This window comes from Ruminococcus flavefaciens (assembly GCF_900116855.1).
Taxonomy (GTDB): Bacteria; Bacillota; Clostridia; order Oscillospirales; family Ruminococcaceae; genus Ruminococcus; species Ruminococcus flavefaciens_R.
This window is the reverse complement of sequence record NZ_UETD01000002.1, coordinates 240,144-260,174: the sequence shown is the minus strand read 5'-3', so window position 1 is coordinate 260,174 and position 20,031 is coordinate 240,144. Positions and strand designations below refer to the sequence as shown.

The window sequence follows — 20,031 nt, the reverse complement described above, 5'->3', positions numbered from 1 at the left end:
GTATGCAGCTTTTGATAGTAACGGGTATGTCAGGTTCGGGAAAGTCAAGCGTCATGGATGTTATGGAGGACATTGGCTTTTACTGCATCGACAATATCCCACCCAAGCTGATAACTCAGTTCGTTGATCTGTGCAGACAGTCCGAATCTGAGATACATAAGATCGCAGTTGCGGTCGATATTCGTTCGGGAGATATGTTTACCGAGATATTCCGCTCATGGCAGGAGCTGAAGCAGCGCAGTGACGTTGATGTGAAGGTGCTTTTCATAGAGGCAAACCATGACGTTCTGCTGAAGCGCTACAAGGAGACCCGCCGAAAGCATCCGCTTTCCGAAAAGTTCAACGGCAATATCCATGAAGCCATCAATTATGAGTGGGTACAGCTCTCTCAGCTTCGCGAGATAGCAGATTATTACATAGAGACCTCCAACTTTACAGCTTCACAGCTGAAGGAGCAGGTCAAGGAGCTCTTCCTTGAAAAGAGCTCCGATTCTCTCATTATAAAGGTAATGTCTTTCGGCTTCAAGTATGGAGTTTCCACGGAGGCTGATCTGGTATTTGACGTAAGATGCCTGCCAAATCCTCATTATGTTGAGGAGCTTCGCAACCATACTGGCTGTGACAGCTGCGTCAGGGACTATGTTATGAGCTTTGAGCAGTCCCGTGTGCTCTTTGACAAAATGACAGACCTTATAGACTATCTGATACCTCTTTACGTTCATGAGGGCAAGAGCCAGCTTGTAATATCCTTCGGCTGCACGGGCGGAAAACACCGCTCTATCACCTTTGCCGAGCTCATGGCAGACCACCTCATCAGTAAGGAATACAAGGTACAGAAGTATCACAGAGACATAACCAAGGACAAAAAATTCTGAGTAATGGAGTGAGTAGAGATGTCCTTCTCAAATGATGTCAGAAGCGAGATCTGTTCCTCTGTCAATGATAAAGATAAACGATTTGCCTGCCTTTACGGTATGATCCTGTTCAGCAGGACTCTTTCCGCGGAACACATATGCTTTCAGAGCGAAAGCAGTATATCCGCAGAGCTTTTCCGCAGCCTTTTCAGAGCCGTGATCAAAGTTGAGCCTTCCATTGAGCAGCATACAAGAAAAAACGGAACGTCGCTCCATACCTGTGAGGTCAGGGGCAGCACCGCTGAGGCAGTCTATCAGAAATACAGACTTGCAGAAAATAAAAGAGTCATAAATTCCGAGATTATTGCTACCAATAGTCTCGGAGTTTTTACAGCAGGGGTATTTCTTGCCTGCGGAAGTGTAAACGACCCGTCCAAGGAGTACCATCTGGAGTTTGCCTGCCCTGAAGAAGGTCTGGCACAGCAGCTCGAGACCCTGCTTCACGATATCGGCGTTACCGCTCGGACAATGGTCCGCAGGGGACAGAATATAGTTTACATCAAGGGCAGTGAATCCATTGAGGATACGCTGACCTTTATCGGTGCGCCCCAGTGTACGCTGGAGCTCATGAACATGAAGATATACAAGGATATCCGCAATAAAGCCAACAGGATTGCAAACTGCGATGCTGCCAACATCGACAAGGTAGTAAAGGCTGCCATGAAGCAGATAGAGGATATAAAGCTGATAGACAGGGCAGTTGGACTGGATAACCTTTCCGATGAGCTCCGCGAGGTGGCGCAGCTCCGCCTTGATAATATCGACATGAGCCTTCAGGAGATTGGCGAGACTCTCAGCGAGCCCATAAGCCGCTCGGGAGTGAACCACCGTTTCAAGAAGCTGGCAAAGATGGCGGAGGAGCTTCGCATGGGAGGTGATCCCCATGAGAAGTGATGAGTTTGTAAATCTTCATGTTCATACGGAGTACAGCCTGCTGGACGGAGCTTGCCGCATAAAGAATCTTATCAGTCGCGTAAAGGAGCTGGGACAGACTTCTGTTGCAATTACCGATCACGGCAATATGTACGGGGCTGTGGAGTTCTGGAATGCTGCAAGAGCCGAGGGCATAAAGCCTGTTATTGGCTGCGAGGTTTATGTTGCGCGAAGAACACGCCATGACCGTGAGCCAAAGCTTGACTCCTCTCCCTATCACCTCATACTTCTATGTGAGAACAACGAGGGCTACCGAAATCTTGTTAAGCTGGTGTCTGCAGCGAGTATAGAGGGCTTTTACAACCGTCCGCGAGTAGATATGGAGCTTCTGAAAAAGTATAACAGAGGACTTATCTGTATGTCAGCCTGTCTGGCAGGAGAGATACCTCGTCTGCTGGTTGACGGGCACTATGATGAAGCGAAAGCAGTTGCACTGAGGTATCAGGAGATATTCGGAAAGGGCAACTACTTCATTGAGGTACAGAACCACGGCATAAATGACGAGCTGAGGATACTTCCGCTGCTGTACAGATTATCGGCGGAAACAGGCATTGAGCTTGCAGCTACCAATGACTGTCACTATATAAATAAGAGCGACGCCGAGATGCAGAACGTGCTTCTCTGCATACAGACAGGAAAAACTCTTGATGAACCCAATCCCATACGCTTCGAGACAGAAGAGTTCTATGTTAAGTCCGCAGAGGAGATGGCTTTGCTTTTCAAGGGGCATGAGGAAGCAGTCAGCAACACAGCTAAAATTGCTGAGCGCTGCAACGTAGAGTTTGAGTTTGGCAACATAAAGCTCCCTAAGTTCACTATTGAGGGCGTTGAAGATAATACCGTCTACTTCCGTGAGCTTTGCCGAAAGGGCATGATAGAGCGATACGGCGCTGAGCCGCCCGAAAACGTCAGGGAACGCATGGAGTATGAGCTTGACATTATTACGAAAATGGGCTACACTGACTATTATCTCATAGTCTGGGACTTTATCCGCTATGCACGGGAGCATAATGTCCCCGTAGGTCCCGGCAGAGGTTCGGGAGCAGGAAGCCTTTGTGCTTATTGTATCGGCATAACAGGAATCGATCCCATAAAGTTCAACCTGCTCTTTGAGAGATTTCTTAATCCCGAGAGAGTAAGTATGCCTGACTTCGACATAGATTTCTGTATTGAGGGGCGTCAGAGTGTAAAGGACTATGTTGTAAGGCGTTACGGTACGGACAGGGTGTCCGAGATAATCGCCTTTGATACACTGAAAGCACGAGCGGCAGTCCGCGATGTGGGACGAGTTCTCGGAATGCCCTATCAACTGTGTGACAAGGCTGCCAAGGAGATAGACCCTCGGGCGACACTGGACGAAGCGCTGAAGGAATCGGAGGAGCTTGACTCGCTGTATCATACCGACAGGAACATGAGAAGACTCATTGACCTTGCGCGTCAGCTTGAGGGAATGCCGCGCCACGCATCTACTCATGCGGCTGGCGTAGTTATATCGGCTGTACCGCTCAGTGACCTTGTGCCGCTGCAGCGCAATGATGATACAATAGTAACTCAGTACACAATGGGTATACTGGAGTCTCTGGGACTCCTGAAAATGGACTTCCTCGGACTTCGCAACCTTACTATTATAAGAGATACTGTAAACGAGATACACCGCACCGAGCCTGAGTTTGATATCAGTCAGATACCGACGGATGACGCGGAGGTATACAGGATGATGTCGGCAGGTGACACCGAGGGAGTGTTCCAGTTTGAGAGCGAGGGAATGACAGCCCGTGTCATGGAGCTGTGTCCCGAGCGCCTTGAAGACCTTATCGTTATAATCTCACTGTACCGTCCGGGACCAATGAAGTCCATACCGCTGTATATTGAGAATAAAAATCATCCCGAAAACGTTACCTACAAGCATCCGCTGCTGAAGGATATACTGGAGGACACCTATGGCTGTATGGTCTATCAGGAGCAGGTAATGGAGATATGCAGGAAGCTTGCAGGCTACTCCTACGGTCACGCGGATATCGTCCGCAGGGCAATGGCGAAAAAGAAGCATGATGTCATGCTGAAAGAGCGTGAAAGTTTTGTAAAGGGGGCCTCGGAAAACGGAGTTTCCGAGGATATTGCCAATTCTGTTTTTGATGAAATGGTAAGCTTTGCGTCCTATGCATTCAATAAGTCCCATGCGGCTGCATATGCCTATCTTGCTTATCAGACTGCCTATCTGAAATGTCACTATCGCGGAATATACATGGCAGCTCTCATGTCCAGTGTCATGGGCGTCAGCGGAAAGCTGGCGGAATATATAAACTCTTGCAGGGATTACGGAATAGAGATACTCCGTCCCGATATAAACAAGAGCAACAAAGGATTTACCTTTGTGGACGGCAGGATGTATTTCGGACTTCTTGCAATAAAGAATGCAGGAAGCGGTCTTGCGGACAAGATAATCGCAGAACGCACCGAAAACGGCGATTTCAGAAGCCTTCAGGATTTCTGTGAGAGAGTTGAAGGCAGAGAGCTGAACAAAAAAGCTCTTGAAAACCTTATTAAAGCAGGCGCCTTTGACGGTCTGGGATACAACAGACGACAGATGCTCGAGAGCTATGAGATGCTGCTGGATATGGCAGGCTCAGGCAACAGGGGAGTCATTGAGGGGCAGCTCAATTTCCTTGACGGAGCCGATACCTCGGAAATGAATGTCAGGATACCATATAAGCAGGAGTTTGACCACAAGACTTTGCTCACCCTTGAAAAGGATGCAACGGGAATGTATCTCAGCGGTCATCCGCTTTCGCCGTACAGCTGGCTCATGGAGCTGATGCACACTAAGAAGATCGGCAGTATCCTTGCGGATAATTCTTTAAAGGACGGTATGACAGTCAAGCTTATCTGCTCCGTGGAGAGTTCAAAGCTTCATGTGACAAAAAACGGCGACAAAATGAGCTTTGTGCAGCTTTCCGATGATACGGGGGAGATCGAAGCAGTGGTGTTCCCCGACCTTTACATGGTAAGCGGTTCAAAGCTTGTCAATGACGCGATAGTTTATATCAGCGGAAAAATATCCGTAAAGGACGACAGAGTCACGGTTATATGCGGATTTATCGGTTCGGAGAACGAGTTCACCAGACTTGTCTCTACCATGAAGCTTTGTATCAAGACCACATCATCAGCCGCCTCTGTCAGTGACGAGCTGAGACAACTCTGCGAAAGGAACAAGGGGGACACAGCTGTATGCTTTTATCTCTCAGATGTCAAAAAGACCGTTTCTCCCCGTGTGAAGCTGTCACTATCGGTGAACGAGACCTCATATGAGGAACTGAAGGAGCTTTGCGGAGCCGCGAATATCGGACTTATCAGCTGATATTCAGTTCGTTGCCGTATGTATGCGGAAAAAATACGGAATATACTTGACATTTTTTCCACAAAGTAGTAAAATATAAGAGTATGGAATTATGCCGCAGCAGAACTGCGGGTTCAACAATATATGCCAAGTGCAGAATGGAGAATATGTATGATCAAGAAAATCGGTGTCTTAACAAGCGGAGGAGACGCTCCGGGAATGAATGCCGCAGTCAGAGCAGTTGTAAGAACAGCTCTCAGCAAGGGCATGGAGGTTTACGGTGTCCGCAGAGGTTATGTTGGACTTATAAATGGTGACATAGTAAAGATGGACGAGAGAAGCGTTTCTGATATAATTCACACAGGCGGTACAGTTCTTTATACAGCAAGATGCCCTGAGTTCAGAACAATGGAAGGCGTTGCAAAGGGCAAGGCTAAGTGTGATGAGCTCGGTATCGAGGGCCTTGTAGTTATCGGCGGCGACGGTTCATTCAGAGGAGCTGCTGACCTTTCTGCACAGGGCGTTCTCTGTATCGGTATCCCCGGTACTATCGACAATGATATTGCCTGCACAGATTATACCATCGGTTTTGATACAGCTATGAACACTGCTATGGAGCTTGTTGACAAGCTTCGTGACACATCTCAGTCTCATGACAGAATATCAGTTGTTGAGGTAATGGGACGCGGAGCAGGTCACATTGCTGTTAATACAGGTATTGCCTGCGGAGCTACTGACATCATCACAAAGGAAGTTCCTTATGATATAAACGCTATCGCAAACACAATGCTGGCTAAGAAGGCTAAGGGCAAGCAGAACTTCGTAGTTATCGTTGCTGAGAGCATCGGTCACTCACAGGAGATCGCAACAGCTCTTCAGGAGAAGACCGGCATCGAGGCAAGAGCTACTATCCTTGGTCATGTTCAGCGCGGCGGCTCACCTACAGTAAGAGACAGAGTAGAAGCTACAAGAATGGGCTACTATGCTGTTGAGCTCCTTGAGCAGGGAATCGGCAACAGAGTTGTTGGTATCAAGGACAGCAAGATCGTTGATTACGATATTCAGGAGGCTCTTTCAATGCATAAGCCTTACGACGAAAAGCTCCACCACATCGCAGAGCAGATCGCATACTGATAAAAGTCAAGCACCCGTATTTCGGGTGCTTTTTTTATTCAAAGACGGTCCTTATATCCTTATCGGAGCCCTCGGTGGAGTACTGCCAAATACTGATCCTGTCGTTGTCCGTGAAATAGTGCAGCGGCATTGGCTCGCTGCTTTCGCTGCAGACGTCAACTATTATGAGCTTTATCTTCATTTTATCGGAGATAATGGCTTTGATATAAACGCTGACGCTCTGACCTGCATGAACCCCTTCCTTTGGCTCGGCAAGCCCTGCAAGATTTGGGGCAAGCTCCACGAAAATACCGTAATTCTCTATGGAGCGAACAATGCCCGGTACAGTTTCACCTGCTCTGAACTGACAAGCATTTTCCTCCCATGTTCCGAGAAGCTCCTTGTGAGAAAGATAGATCCGACCGTTATCATTTCCCTTGACTACAGCCTTTATCATTTGTCCTGTTTTAAAGCGGTCTGATGGATGGGATATCCTTGATACAGACATGACATCTATCGGTATAAGTGACGGTATACCGCAGCCGATATCCACAAAGCTTCCGAACTGCTCAAGATGAGTTACTTTCGCGTCGATAATATCACCTGCGGAAAGTTTGGATATGTATTCTTCTGTGCATTGCAGCTGAGCGTCCTTTCTGGAAAGCTTTGCAATAAGCTCGTCATTATCGCCGAGAGCCAGCTCCTTGACTTTGAAGCAGACTGCCTTGTTTACCCGTGATATAAGCGCGATATCACGGGTATTTCCTTCCTTAACTCCAATGGCTCCCTCCTCACGCGGAATGATCCCCTTAGCGCAGGGGAGCTCGACTATGAGGTCGTGAGTGCTTGTACAAAGAACAGCCTTAGCCTCCAGAATAATACCTTTCTCCATAGCTTCTGCAAGGCCCTCATAAGAGGATATCATTCTCTGATTTGATTCTGTGCTGAAAAAGCAGCCTTCAGGTCTGTAGTCCATATTTATACCTCCGTAATTATAAAAACTTTGTAGTTGATTATATGCAGAGGAATCGTGGAGTATACTACTGAGCGAATTTGATATTCATTCCGCCCATAGCGTTTAGGAAGGCAATGACATTGTCAACTGCGGCACTTCCGCAGATTATGCAGGTTGTGGCTTTTCTGTTCCTTGCTGGCTCTGGGACTATATCCTTGGACGCAGGGGATTCCATTACAGAGGTCAGAAAATTAGTATGGGTATTATAATAGGTCGGGATAATAGTGAATGCGGAGCTTCTTCCGAGACGTTCGGCGCGTTCAGCGAACCTGTTATAGATCATTTTTGCCGAGTAGACATAATCGACATTCTCTCTTATCCTCTTCATTGCGTATTCCGCAAGCTCAGGAGTTTCAAATTCGGCGGTAACTCTTGATAACATATTTTTAATATCCTTTCTGTTTTTTGTATGTGTTCAATATGTTTGACTGGGAGTTTTTATTATTTTTCACCAAAATGAAAAAAATATACTCCTAAAATATTGATTTGAGAGCGTATTTGGGGTATAATGAAAAATGTACGATTTTTCATTTTTTTGCGGAAGGAGGATACTGCTTTGGATATCAGACCCGGCGATGTGCTGACGATGAAAAAAAATCATCCCTGCGGCGGAAACGAGATGTTTGTAATTCGCTCGGGAATGGACTTCAGGCTCAGATGTATGAAGTGTGCGAGAGAATTTATGGTGGCACGCAGCAAGATCGAGAAGAGTATCCGTACCGTAAAACACGCTGATGAGGGTTAGCTTATTGCAACATTTTTTGTAATATTTTTAGCATTAAGGAGAATACTGAATGTTTGAAAAGCTTGCATTAATGGAGCAGAAATACGACGAGATCAGCGAAAGGCTTGCCGACCCCGATGTCATCAGTGACAATAAGCTGTATGCACAGCTTATGAAGGAGTTTAAGAATCTTACTCCTATCATCGAGAAATACAGGGAATATAAAAAGGCACAGGCGTCCTTTGAAGAAGCCCGGGAGCTTCTTGAGGGCGGCGGACTTGACAAGGACTTCAAGGAAATGGCACAGGCTGAGTACGATGAGTCAAGAGAGCTCATAGAGAGTACAACTCAGGAGCTGAAGGTGCTGCTCCTTCCCAAGGACCCTAACGATGATAAGAACGTTATAATTGAGATAAGAGGCGGCGCAGGCGGCGAGGAGGCATCTCTCTTTGCAAATTCACTGTACCGTATGTATACAATGTATGCGGAAGCCAACGGCTGGAAGCAGGAGGTGCTCAGCGCTAATCCTACCGAGCTGGGCGGCTTCAAGGAGATCAGCTTCTCTATTGAGGGCGAGGGTGCATATTCCCGACTTAAATATGAGAGCGGTGTCCACCGTGTACAGCGCGTTCCCGAGACAGAGTCACAGGGACGCATCCACACCTCGACAGTTACCGTGGCAGTCCTTGTCGAAGCAGACGAGGTCGAGCTTGAAATTAATCCCACGGATCTGAAAATAGACTATTTCCGCGCAAGCGGTGCAGGCGGACAGCATATAAATAAAACAGAGTCCGCTGTAAGAATAACATATCTGCCCACCAATGTTGTGGTAGAGTGTCAGGACGAAAGAAGCCAGCATAAGAACAAGGATAAAGCAATGAAGATTCTGCGCTCAAGGATCTACGAAGCTATGCAGGAGGAGCACGACGCTAAGATCGCATCGGAGAGAAAAATGCAGGTCGGTACAGGAGACCGCTCCGAGAGGATCAGGACTTACAACTATCCGCAGGGACGTCTTACGGATCACCGTATTGGTCTGACTATATACAGGCTTGAGGATATCCTTAACGGAAATCTTGACGAAGTATTTGATGCGCTTGCTACTGCCGATCAGGCTGCCAAGCTCGCAAATCAGGAAGCGTAGTTTTTATGGATACAGTTTTACTTAGCGACAGGGAATCCGATCTTATAAAGGCGGCTGAGTTGATAAAAAGCGGCGAAATAGTAGGAATACCTACTGAGACTGTTTACGGTCTCGGTGCCGATGCTTCCAATGAGGAGGCTGTGGCGAAGGTATTTCAGGCTAAAGGCAGACCTGCCGACAATCCGCTCATAGTGCATCTTGCTGATTTTTCACAGGCAGTTGATTATACAAAGTCTATCCCCGAACTGGCATATAAGCTTGCGGAGAGATTTTGTCCCGGACCGCTTACAATGGTGCTCCCTAAGAATGACAGGATACCCATGATAACCTCAGGGGGACTTGATACTGTCGGAATAAGAGTGCCTTCACATCCCGTAATGCACAGGATAATCGAGCTTTCGGGATGTCCCATAGCAGCTCCGTCTGCCAACACCTCGGGCTATCCCAGCCCTACCTCTGCTTCTCACGTTATGCGTGACATGAGCGGAAAAATAGCAGCTGTTGTCGATGGCGGAAGCTCGGAATTCGGCGTTGAATCGACTGTAATCTCCATAGAAGGAGAAAACACCGTCAGGATACTCCGTCCGGGATGCGTCACTAAGGAGATGCTTTCCGAGATATGCGGAGAGGTCATTATCGATCATGCTATCCTTCATGAGCTTGAAGCTGGACAGAAGGCGGCTTCTCCCGGAATGAAGTACAAGCACTATTCGCCCAGAGCCGATATAATCATGGTCGAAGGCAGCCTCATCGGCTTTATAGACTATGTCGGCGAGAACTACGGCGACGGCGTGTATGCCCTTATTTTTGACACTGACAGGGAAGGTTTCCCTTACAGATATATGACCTACGGCAAAGACAGCTCCGAGCAGGCACATCTGCTTTTTCAGCGCCTTCGAGAGCTTGATGACATAGGTGCAGAGAAGGTCTACGTCCGTGCTCCCAGTCCCGAGGGAGTTGGACTTGCAGTATATAACCGCCTCATAAGGGCGGCAGGATTCGAGGTGATAAGGATATGAACAGTCTCAACGGAGTCATGGTCGTCGGACTTACTGGTCAGACGGGGGCAGGCAAGAGCACGGTCTCAAAGATATTTGCCTCCAATGGCTTTGCAGTTATCGACGCCGATCAGGTAGCGAGAAAAATAGTTGAAAAAGGCACAAAATGTCTTGACGAGATCGCTGATTTTTTCGGTTCTCAGGTCATCAACGAGGACGGAACCCTTAACCGTAAGGCTCTTGCGGCTATAGTTTTCTCGGATAAGTCAAAGCTTGAGATGCTAAACACTATCTCATATCCTTATATCACCGGAGAGATACTCCGCCAGATCAGAGTGCATTCAATGAAGGGCGAAAAGCTCATACTGCTTGACGCTCCCACACTCTTTGAGAGCAGAGCCGATGATTTCTGTGAGATCATCATATCAGTGCTTGCGGATGCAGATATCCGTGAGAAGCGTATAATTGCCCGTGACGGACTCACATCCGATCAGGCAAGAAAACGAATGAATTCCCAGCTCAATGAGGAGTTTTTCCGCAGTCACTCGGATTACATAATCCACAATAACGGAAACCTCGATACCGTAAACGGTATCTCATGGGAAGTTTCGGGAAAGATAAGGGAGCTTTTCAAAAGCAAGGAGACTCCCGTGGCAGTGCAGTAACTCAGCCGTAAAGGCTGTGCTATAAATCAATATGTATAGTCAACGTCGGAGCTTTCTGACGTTGGCTATTAATTTTCTGCGAAAGGAGAATACAATTAATGGCAGAAAAAAAGGACACAGCAAAGAAGCTCAAAGAAAAGCTCCTTATGCAGCGTAAAAACGCTTATCACCGCATTTCCGACAAGGAACTCAAAGCTTGCGAGAAGTTCTGTGAAGGCTACAAGGACTTCATGAACAAAGCGAAGATAGAGCGTGAAGCAGTTATTTATTCTATCGAACTTCTGAAGAAGAAGGGATTTGTAGAATACAAGGAAGGTATGAAGCTGAAGGCAGGAGACAAGGTCTACCGCAACAACCGCGGCAAGGCAGTTCTTGCTGCGATAATCGGTACAGCTCCCATTACCGAGGGAGTAAGGCTTTGTGCAGCTCATATCGATTCACCCAGACTTGATCTGAAGCAGAACCCTCTTTACGAGGATACCGAGATGGCTCTTTTCAAGACCCATTACTATGGCGGTATCAAGAAGTACCAGTGGACCACCATCCCTCTTGCGCTTCATGGTGTAATCATCAAGGCTGACGGAACGAGCATTTCCGTAAATATCGGTGAGGATGAAAAGGATCCCGTATTTGTAGTCACAGATCTTCTTCCTCATCTTGCAGCAACTCAGATGCAGAAGCCCATGGGCAAGGGTATAACAGGTGAGCAGCTCAATATCGTCATCGGCTCCCGTCCGTTCAAGGATGACGAGGAGAGCGGTTCCGTAAAGCTTGCTATCATGAACATTCTCTTTGAGAAGTACGGCATCACAGAGGCTGACTTCATCTCCTCAGAGCTTGAGGCAGTTCCTGCATTCAAGGCAAAGGATATCGGCTTTGACAGGAGCATGATAGGCGCATACGGTCACGATGACAAGGTTTGCGCGTACACAGCACTTATGGCAACAGCTGAGTGTAAAAAGCCCAAGCATACTGTAGTAACTGTCCTTACCGATAAGGAAGAGACAGGCAGCGACGGAAACACAGGTCTCCGCTCTGCATATCTTGAGTATTTTGTAGCTGATATCGCTGAGGCTCTCGGCTCTGATGGAAGAACTGTCCTCTCGGCTTCCGAGTGCCTTTCTGCTGACGTAAATGCTGCATATGACCCCACATTCCCTGAGGTAAATGAGCGTAACAACAGCGCATATATCAACCACGGTGTAGTTGTTACCAAGTACACAGGCGCCAGAGGCAAGGCAGGTACATCCGATGCTTCCGCAGAGTTCACAGGACGCATCAGACGTCTTATGGATGCAAAGGACGTTATCTGGCAGACAGGTGAGCTTGGCAAGGTAGATGAAGGCGGCGGCGGCACAGTTGCTGCATACATCGCTAACCTCAATGTTGACACTATCGACCTTGGAGTGCCCGTGCTCTCAATGCACGCTCCCTATGAGATAGTTTCAAAGGTAGATACCTACATGGCATTCAAGGCATTTGAGGTATTCATGGCTGACTAAGCTTTAAATTTATAAAATTAGCCATAGTGCTTCTGTTTGGAAGTACTATGGCTTTTCTGTTGACTTCATATAATTTATAATGTATAATTGATACAACACTAATATTTACGGAGAATAATATGAACAGCTTCAAGGTATATGAAATGGAATACAGGGGCAAAGCGGCAGCTATGCCTGATATAAGCCTTTTTCGATTCAGTGAGGAGTACTATCCACAGTATGAGAAAATATATAATGAGTGCTTCCGTAATATGAGGAAGGCGCTGGATATAAAGCCGTATGATTATTATTCAGATATTGAACAGCTGAGAGAAAAAGCAGAAAAAATATATCTGCTTACCGATGGCAATACGATCATAGGAAGTGTGGGCTGCTTTGGTACAGAGATCGACGATCTGATAGTAAACAGTGCATATCAGGGCAGGGGATACGGGAAAAAGCTTCTGCTTTGGGCGATAAACCATATACGAAGTTATACGGATGAGCCAATAACCCTTACCGTGGCTCAATGGAACCGCAGGGCAGTGCAGCTGTATGAAAGCGCTGGTTTTGTTATAACAAGGACGGAAACTATTACTTTCGGATAACATTATGAAGAAAAATCGAAGTAAATATTAATGAAATGTAAATTGCTTACTTAAATAATCGATAATAAATAATACATATAAAGGAATTAAATTTTTATATTTGCATTAAATAGCCCCTTATGCTATAATAATTTATGGAAAGTCATTCTTTCATAAATGACAATCTCATATCCCCTTATTAAGAATGAGAACCTCCCCCCTAATGGCTCTCATTCTTTTTTTCGCCAAAAAAAGCCCCGATCAAAGACGGAAAGCCGTCTGATCGGGGTATAATTATATTTCAAGTCCTTCGACCTTATCAGCATACTCGTAAACTGCTCTGATACAGTCAGCAATGAGTGTGCTGTTTTCACTTGCCTTACGGTAAATGATCATATCTCTGTTGAGATTGTTTGCGTATGAACATTTTCTTGTTACGAGGTCATTGTACTTCAGTACCTTCTGTGACATGGGAGGAACCCACATATATGAGTTCTTAACTGTTTTGAGCATACTTACCTGTGTACCTCTGTCGTAGATGAAGATACGCTTTGTGGAGCGCTTATCATCATAGTCCTGATTGATGGAAGCTCGTCTCATCATTTCAGGCTCATCATCACCGTGGATTATCTCGGGATAATCAAAGAGGAGCTCATAGGGGATATCCTCATATTTTGCAAGAGGATGATTCATACCCATGACGATCTGGAGCGGGAACTCCATAACAGTGCGTCCAACAAGATTACGGGCTTTGAGACGGCTTTCGATCATGTCAGCGTAGGTGCTGGGTATCCTGATAAAACCGATATCATATTTACCTGCACATATATCTTCCATGACCTTTGCGGTACTTGTCTCCATGACGTGTACTTCGATCTTGTCGGTTTTTTCTGAGTAGTCGCTGATGAGTTTACCCATTGCAGTAGTCGCATAAGTTGAACGAGCGGCTGCGACCTTGAGCTTCAGCTCATTTTCGGGAGTCTGTGCATAATCTCTTTCAAGGCTCTGCATTTCGTCAACGATTGTCTGAGCTCTTGCAAGGAATTCCTCACCTTCGGGAGTAAGGATCATGCCGTTGGGAGAGCGGTTGAAGATCTGTATGCCAAGAGAAGCTTCAAGCTCTTTAAGGGCGATACTGATATTAGGCTGTGCCTGATACAGTTTTTTTGCCGCCTTAGTGATACTTCCTTCTCTTGCTACAGCAATTACATATTCAAGCTGCTGAATTTTCATAATACATCCTACCTTTATCCTTTGTCATTTTTGTGCTTAATATTATATCACTTTTTAGCTGAAAAATCAAGACAATTTTTGCGATTAATGAATTAATTCTTTCCAACTAAGTATTCGTGACTTCATTTCGTTGATATTCAGTATTCCGTAAGCGAATCCTTTACGCACAAGTTCAGGCGGAAGGAACTCATCATACTTCTCGAATACGGGTACTTCCCCCTGATAAACAAGATCGAGGGGATCAAACTCCTTTTCGGCTTCTTCGATAAGAATTGCAAAGAATTCCTGCGGAGACACTTTCATGGTGAACTGTATATAATACGGGCGGGAGGAGTCCATGCCTCGGAGCCCTAACCTGTCGCCGCATTTCAGCTTCAGGAAGCGCTCCATGGCGAAGAAAGCGTATGTACCAAGCCAAGGGAACAGACACCACATATTGCCGCCGAGACAAATGAGCGGCTGATCGATGACGCCCGAGTTCCGAGCGGTCAGACGCGCCTGTGCAAGTCTTGCAACAGCATTTTTCATAAGGTACGGGTACTTTTTATCTTCTCTGAGGACATCTCTCATACGCAGGATTATTTTAGTGTTTATATCTCCGGGACAGTCTCCGAAATATGCGGGGACTTTTCCTTTTATCTGCTCGCAGTAGACAAGGCGCCTTTTATGGTCAACTTCCTCCACTATCCACACATGACCTGCGATCGCGATCTTTTCGCCCTTTGGCGGCGGCGTGACTATGGTACCAAGTTCCTGAGATCCCCAGCGGACAGTATACTCCTCATTCTCCTGAAAGACTGCATAGAACTTGAAGCTGTTCACGATGCGTTCTCCTGCGAGTCCGACGATGAGACCGCCTTCGTCTGTACGCTGGATGTGGTCATTTTCGAGCAGGTGTCTGAGCAGCACCTTGTAGTCCTCCTGCGATATCCTGTGAAAGTATTTCAGCGACAGTACCTTTGATGCCAGCGCCGCAGGGGACAGCTCGCCGCTTGAAGCGAGAGTGCTCATAGTCTGATGATAGAGCAGACTGAATGGCAGGCGGTCAAGCTTTGGCGGTTCCACCCATCGTTCCTCCAGATATACTTGTATAAGAGCTATACCCTGAATGAGCTTCCACGGTATAGTCTCGGGAAGCATAGACCGCGGCTCGGGAAGCTCCTCACGGATAACGAACCACATCTCTGGCGGCAGGTCTCGTCTGCCTGTGCGCCCCATTCTTTGCAGAAAGGATGATACGGTAAACGGCGCATCTATCTGGAAAGCGCGTTCAAGCCTGCCGATGTCGATACCAAGTTCAAGAGTAGCAGTGGTGCAGGTGGTCATAAAGGTATCTTCGTCTTTCATGGCTTGTTCTGCGGTCTCACGGTAAGCCGCGGAGAGGTTTCCGTGATGTATGAGAAACCTGTCACGCTCGTGGTTAGCTTCGCAGTAGGAACGCAGTGTAGTTGTCACCGCCTCGCACTCCTCCCGTGAATTGACGAAAACAAGACACTTCTTGCCTCTGGTATGTTCAAAGATATATCCCATACCTGCATCAGCGTGTTCGGGTGCAGTATCGGTTTTGTCATCTAAAACAGGCAGTCCCTCGGTGGTGTTCTTTTCGTCGGGCTGATTTTGCTGACTGATATAGAAATGTTCCATGGAGAGTCTCCACTTTACTCCCTTGCTTTCGATCTTTGGGATAACAGTTCCTCTGCCTGTGCCGTAGGAGAGAAACTCGCCTGCGGCAGTAGGATCGCCGATCGTGGCTGAAAGACCTATCCTTCTCGGGTCAGCACCTGCCATTCTGCACAGTCTTTCGATAAGGCAGATAGTCTGACCGCCGCGGTCACCTCGCATAAGAGAGTGTATCTCGTCTATGACGATGAATCGCAGGTCACCGAACAGCTTTGGTATAAGAGCGTGCTTGCGGAGGAGCATAGCTTCAAGGGATTCGGGTGTTATCTGGAGAATACCCGAAGGATTTTTCAGCATCCTGCTCTTGTGGGACTGTGCAACGTCGCCGTGCCAGTGCCAGACAGGGATATGTGCTTCCTCGCAAAGCTCGTTGAGACGCATGAACTGGTCGTTTATAAGAGCTTTCAGCGGACCGATATAAATAGCTCCGACCGTACTCGGCATATCCTCACTGAAAAGTGTCAGAATAGGGAAGAAGGCAGCCTCAGTCTTTCCCGAGGCAGTCGAAGCAGTAAGCAGGACGTTCTCGTCGGTATTGAAAATAGCATCACCTGCCGCAGCTTGAATTGCGCGGAGAGACTCCCAGTTATTACGGTAAATGAAGTCTTGTATAAAAGGAGCGTATCTTTCAAAAATACTCATATTGCAAGTCCTTATATCTCAAACTCGGCGAATTCTTCATCTGTCTGGTCGTCCTGACCCACAGAAGGCTTTACATGAGCCATGGAGTCGGAAGCGATGAACTCGCTTATGTTTATCTGCGGATTCTGGAAAACTATGTCAAGGAGCTCAATGAAGTCGCGTATGACCTCACGGGGAGTGATATGGCTGTCAGAGCCGATACGGGAAAACTCCAGCTGTATAAAGCGGATCATGTCCTCCTGAGTAATTTTCTGTTCATAGTCAAAGAGCTGAGCATGGATATCAGCAAGCTTTTCAGTTAGCACCAGCATCTCCTCATAGGTGAGGGGGATAAGGTGTATAACGGGAGCCAGCATATCCCTGACACCCTCGCGGCCGAAGCGTCCCTCAGCCAGTCGTGAGCGGAGAGCCTCATAGCTGTATACTCCGCGGCGCGTGTCCTCGATACACTGAGGAGTGCCGCCCATGATGATACCGATATACTTTGCCTTTCCCTGCAGGGTGTCGTTGTACATGGTCAGTATCTTTTCATAATTGTATTGCCTTGTTATGCTGTTGGGGATCTTGTATATATTCACAAGCTCATCAATAAGCACGAGGAGCCCGTTGTAGCCTGCCATTTTCAGGAACATTGCAAAGAGCTTGATATACTCATACCAGTCATCGTCACTGATGACGATATTGACGCCAAGCTCTGACTTTGCTTCGGTCTTGTTGACATATTCACCGCGGAACCACTTTACCACCTTAGCCTTTTCCTCATCATTTCCGTCAGCTGATGCGTGGTAATAAATAGTGAGCAGCCTTGCGAAATCGAAGCCGTGTACCATTTCGCTGAGAGCGTTGATCACCTCGTATATCTTCTTCTCCACAGCCTTGCCGAACTCGGGAGAATCAGGGGACATACCTGTTTCAGCGGCAGTTTCGCTCTGCACACCGCTTATCCATCTGTCAAGGATAAGTGTAAGAGCACCTCCGTCGGGACGAGTCTTTGTTGACATATTGCGGATCAGCTCCTTGTAGGTAGCAAGTCCCTGACCCTTTGTACCCTGAAGTCTTCTTTCGGGGGAAAGGTCGGCGTCAACAACGACGAAGTTCCTGTCCATAACATGGCTTCTAATGGTCTGGAGGAGAAAGCTTTTACCGCTGCCGTACTTGCCTGAGATAAAGCGGAAGGCAGCTCCGCCGTCGGCAATTATATCTACGTCGTGGAGGAGAGCGTCTATCTCGGTCTCACGGCCGACGGTTATATAAGGCAGACCTGTTCGCGGCACAACTCCGCCCTTGAGGGAATTGATGACTGCGGAGGCTATTCTCTTTGGTATTTTCATAGTTTTACTCCTTATTATCGGGGAACATTTCTCTCAGTTCGTCTGTGTAATCTTCTATAAGCTCGGGGCTGTCGGCAGAGAAGTCTATGACTGTATCGCCGAAGAGATCAAAGAGCTTTTCGTTTATGCTGTCCGCAAGGATAGAGACCATCTTTCCGCAGCTTTTTGCCGCTGCATTGGTATCTCTGCCGTACAGAAGCGCCTTTATGAACAGCTTTTCGTCACTGTCAAGAGGACTTTCATCATTTACCTCGGAGACAGCCTCAGAAACAACAGGCTCATGGGGAGCTGTAATTATCTCAGGCTCCTCATCATCGACCAGAAGCTTCTCACGAGTGCTGTCGGCAGACTTCCTTATCCCGGCAAGCTTCGACAGGTCTATCTCTATTTTAGTTGCCTCAGCGCGGCGCTGCCCCTCATACAGAGTGTCTATCTCTGCTTGTATGAGCTTTACCGCAGTTTTTGAGACGCCCGTATAGCTTATCTTGTGCTTAAAGTCCTTTTTCTCGCGCATAAGACTGTCAATAGCTTTGACGAGGTCGCCGAGATGACCGTTCCTGCCGCGGTTTCCGAAGTATTTACGGCACTTCCACTTACCGCTTTTACAAGTAAATGAGTGTATTTCGTTGAGAGCATACTCGCAGTCTCTCAGCGACTGTCTGTCGTAGAATATAGATGAAGCGAACATATTATACGAGCATTCAACAATATTGCCGAAAAGCTTGTCACAGAGGGAGTTCTTCCTTTTATCGCGGAAAAAGTCCGATAGGCTTATGAAGCTTCTGACAACGACTTCTTTTATATCCTCGGGAAATGCTACGTAAAACAGTGACTTTTTCAGCTGATATGAGGACAGATCATCAATAGCTGCGAAAAGCTCGTCATTGCTGTGTTCATTCCAGTGTATAAGGGTAAGAAGCTGCTTATCATAGCGTATATCTTCAAGTTCATCGGCAAATGAGCTGTCCAGCCCGTAATACACGATAAAGTCCTTGAGCCATGTATCCGTGTATTTTGCAATGCTGTCATCTATGGAAGCGTACTGCTGACAGAAGCCGCTGAACTGCTTAAAGCATTCTGTCGGCTCTGAATAGCCTATGCAGTTTATCAACTCGTACAGATATACATATACAAATGGCTCCGGAGCTTTTTCGACTTTTCCCTTGCGAACTTTTGTGCGCCATGAAAAATAGCCTCTCAGCTGTTCTGTTGTCATATCGCGGTATGACGGATAGTATTTGACAAAGTCCTCATTATACGGGAAAACGTCCTCAAAGTCCTCCATGAATTTTCCCTGTGTGTAGAAAAGCCATGCAGATGTTTTCCAGTAGGCTTCGGGAGTGAAGGCGAGTCCTCTCATCTCCTTTATCTTTTCGGGAGTTTTGGGGCGCGGAAGCTGTGATGCTGTTCGGATAATGGGTTCGTCAGTGTAGACGCGGTCGCGGAAAGCACGGCTTTTCAGAAGCTTTTCGTCATTGAGTATCTGTTGAAGTATCTCTTTTGTATCCGACATTTTTCACGCACCCTTTTCTGAATGTTCAACTTACATTATATCACATATCCCTATCGTTGTCAAACACTTGTTCGGTTTGCTGTACAAAAAAATACTGCCGATATCTCGGCAGTATCAGTGTTATTCGATGCGATTGTTTATCTCGTCAGGCTTTTCGACTCCCGAAGTATCGATGATATCAGGAGAGCTGCCTGAACTGCTGCTTATGTTGCCTGCGTTTCTCTGATTGATAACATAGACAACATAGTAGTTGAATGCGGCAAAGAGGAGAAGTACAACTCCTGTGAGAATACGGATGATCTTGCTGGCATGGAATGGATTGAACATGAAGAATATTCCTGCTACGAGAAGCAGTATGCCGAATACAAGCTGGACTGTTTTCATGCCATTGGTAAAGTCTTTTTTTCGTGACCTTACTATCTGAACTATACCAACTATTACAAGTATCAGACCTGCTATGCCTGCAATGTGAGTGCTTATAAGCTTCGGCAGGTACATTATGAATAATCCGATACCTGCGCCGACCATACCGACGGAGAACAGTGAACCTCCATCACCGCCGCTGAAGCCTGTCAGAAGGCTTCCGATAATGACGATTCCGCCGATTATATAGAATACCCATGCAAGGACTCCAGGAAAGAATGTCAGAAGTACGCCGCATACAGTAAGGAGTATTGCTTTAAAGAGATATCCTGAGTTATCGATTTTCATGTTGATCCCC

17 protein-coding genes are annotated in these 20,031 nt (G+C 46.9%); 10 read left to right on the top strand and 7 right to left on the bottom strand.

All coding sequences use genetic code 11. The features are described 5' to 3' along the window. Positions 1–2: 2 nt before the first annotated feature. The 4 genes from rapZ to pfkA all read left to right on the top strand — a co-directional run bounded on the left by rapZ (position 3) and on the right by pfkA (position 6,318). A complete protein-coding gene (rapZ, locus tag DSZ37_RS01275; RefSeq protein WP_109725162.1) occupies positions 3–875 on the top strand; it encodes an RNase adapter RapZ in 873 nt (290 codons plus the stop codon). Positions 876–893: 18 nt separating this feature from the next. Beyond that, positions 894–1,808, top strand: a complete 915-nt coding sequence (gene whiA / locus DSZ37_RS01270; protein ID WP_109725161.1) for a DNA-binding protein WhiA — start codon at positions 894–896, stop codon at positions 1,806–1,808. Next, a complete protein-coding gene (locus DSZ37_RS01265) occupies positions 1,798–5,205 on the top strand; it encodes a DNA polymerase III subunit alpha (RefSeq protein ID WP_109725160.1) in 3,408 nt (1,135 codons plus the stop codon). Before whiA ends, DSZ37_RS01265 begins: the two co-directional genes overlap by 11 nt. Positions 5,206–5,355: 150 nt before the next feature. Then, the gene (gene pfkA / locus DSZ37_RS01260) at positions 5,356–6,318 is read left to right on the top strand and encodes a 6-phosphofructokinase (protein WP_109725159.1); all 963 of its coding nucleotides are present in this window, start codon (positions 5,356–5,358) and stop codon (positions 6,316–6,318) included. A gap of 34 nt (positions 6,319–6,352) precedes the next feature. Here the strand turns inward: pfkA and DSZ37_RS01255 are convergent, their stop codons facing one another. Next, positions 6,353–7,273, bottom strand: coding sequence for a S1 RNA-binding domain-containing protein (locus DSZ37_RS01255; RefSeq protein WP_109725158.1), 921 nt, complete (start codon positions 7,271–7,273; stop codon positions 6,353–6,355). 64 nt (positions 7,274–7,337) lie between these two features. Next, positions 7,338–7,694, bottom strand: coding sequence for a hypothetical protein (locus tag DSZ37_RS01250; protein WP_109725157.1), 357 nt, complete (start codon positions 7,692–7,694; stop codon positions 7,338–7,340). Positions 7,695–7,868: 174 nt separating this feature from the next. Between DSZ37_RS01250 and DSZ37_RS01245 the strand changes: the two genes are divergently transcribed. The 6 genes from DSZ37_RS01245 to DSZ37_RS01220 all read left to right on the top strand — a co-directional run bounded on the left by DSZ37_RS01245 (position 7,869) and on the right by DSZ37_RS01220 (position 12,932). Beyond that, a complete protein-coding gene (locus tag DSZ37_RS01245) occupies positions 7,869–8,057 on the top strand; it encodes a DUF951 domain-containing protein (protein ID WP_109725156.1) in 189 nt (62 codons plus the stop codon). A gap of 49 nt (positions 8,058–8,106) precedes the next feature. Continuing rightward, positions 8,107–9,180: a peptide chain release factor 1 gene (gene prfA / locus DSZ37_RS01240; protein ID WP_109725155.1), complete on the top strand. Its 1,074-nt coding sequence runs from the start codon at positions 8,107–8,109 to the stop codon at positions 9,178–9,180. 5 nt (positions 9,181–9,185) lie between these two features. Then, on the top strand, positions 9,186–10,199 hold the full coding sequence (locus DSZ37_RS01235; RefSeq protein WP_109725154.1) for an L-threonylcarbamoyladenylate synthase: 1,014 nt from the start codon (positions 9,186–9,188) through the stop codon (positions 10,197–10,199). After that, positions 10,196–10,843 carry a dephospho-CoA kinase gene (coaE, locus tag DSZ37_RS01230; RefSeq protein WP_109725153.1) on the top strand — a complete coding sequence of 216 codons (648 nt, stop codon included), beginning with the start codon at positions 10,196–10,198 and terminating at the stop codon, positions 10,841–10,843. Before DSZ37_RS01235 ends, coaE begins: the two co-directional genes overlap by 4 nt. 98 nt (positions 10,844–10,941) lie before the next feature. Then, positions 10,942–12,345, top strand: a complete 1,404-nt coding sequence (locus DSZ37_RS01225) for an aminopeptidase (RefSeq protein ID WP_109725152.1) — start codon at positions 10,942–10,944, stop codon at positions 12,343–12,345. Positions 12,346–12,464: 119 nt separating this feature from the next. Next, entirely contained in the window at positions 12,465–12,932 is a 468-nt protein-coding gene (locus DSZ37_RS01220; protein WP_109725151.1) for a GNAT family N-acetyltransferase, read from the top strand. A gap of 273 nt (positions 12,933–13,205) precedes the next feature. On the opposite strand, the gene DSZ37_RS01215 is transcribed toward DSZ37_RS01220, so the two are convergent. The 5 genes from DSZ37_RS01215 to DSZ37_RS01195 all read right to left on the bottom strand — a co-directional run bounded on the left by DSZ37_RS01215 (position 13,206) and on the right by DSZ37_RS01195 (position 20,021). Beyond that, a complete protein-coding gene (locus DSZ37_RS01215) occupies positions 13,206–14,144 on the bottom strand; it encodes a LysR family transcriptional regulator (RefSeq protein WP_109725150.1) in 939 nt (312 codons plus the stop codon). A gap of 84 nt (positions 14,145–14,228) precedes the next feature. Beyond that, positions 14,229–16,466 carry a DEAD/DEAH box helicase gene (locus DSZ37_RS01210; RefSeq protein WP_109725149.1) on the bottom strand — a complete coding sequence of 746 codons (2,238 nt, stop codon included), beginning with the start codon at positions 16,464–16,466 and terminating at the stop codon, positions 14,229–14,231. A gap of 11 nt (positions 16,467–16,477) precedes the next feature. Continuing rightward, on the bottom strand, positions 16,478–17,797 hold the full coding sequence (locus tag DSZ37_RS01205) for an ATP-binding protein (protein ID WP_109725148.1): 1,320 nt from the start codon (positions 17,795–17,797) through the stop codon (positions 16,478–16,480). 4 nt (positions 17,798–17,801) lie between these two features. Continuing rightward, positions 17,802–19,310: a TerB N-terminal domain-containing protein gene (locus tag DSZ37_RS01200; RefSeq protein WP_109725147.1), complete on the bottom strand. Its 1,509-nt coding sequence runs from the start codon at positions 19,308–19,310 to the stop codon at positions 17,802–17,804. Positions 19,311–19,430: 120 nt separating this feature from the next. After that, a complete protein-coding gene (locus DSZ37_RS01195; RefSeq protein ID WP_109725146.1) occupies positions 19,431–20,021 on the bottom strand; it encodes a DUF308 domain-containing protein in 591 nt (196 codons plus the stop codon). Positions 20,022–20,031 lie beyond the last annotated feature (10 nt).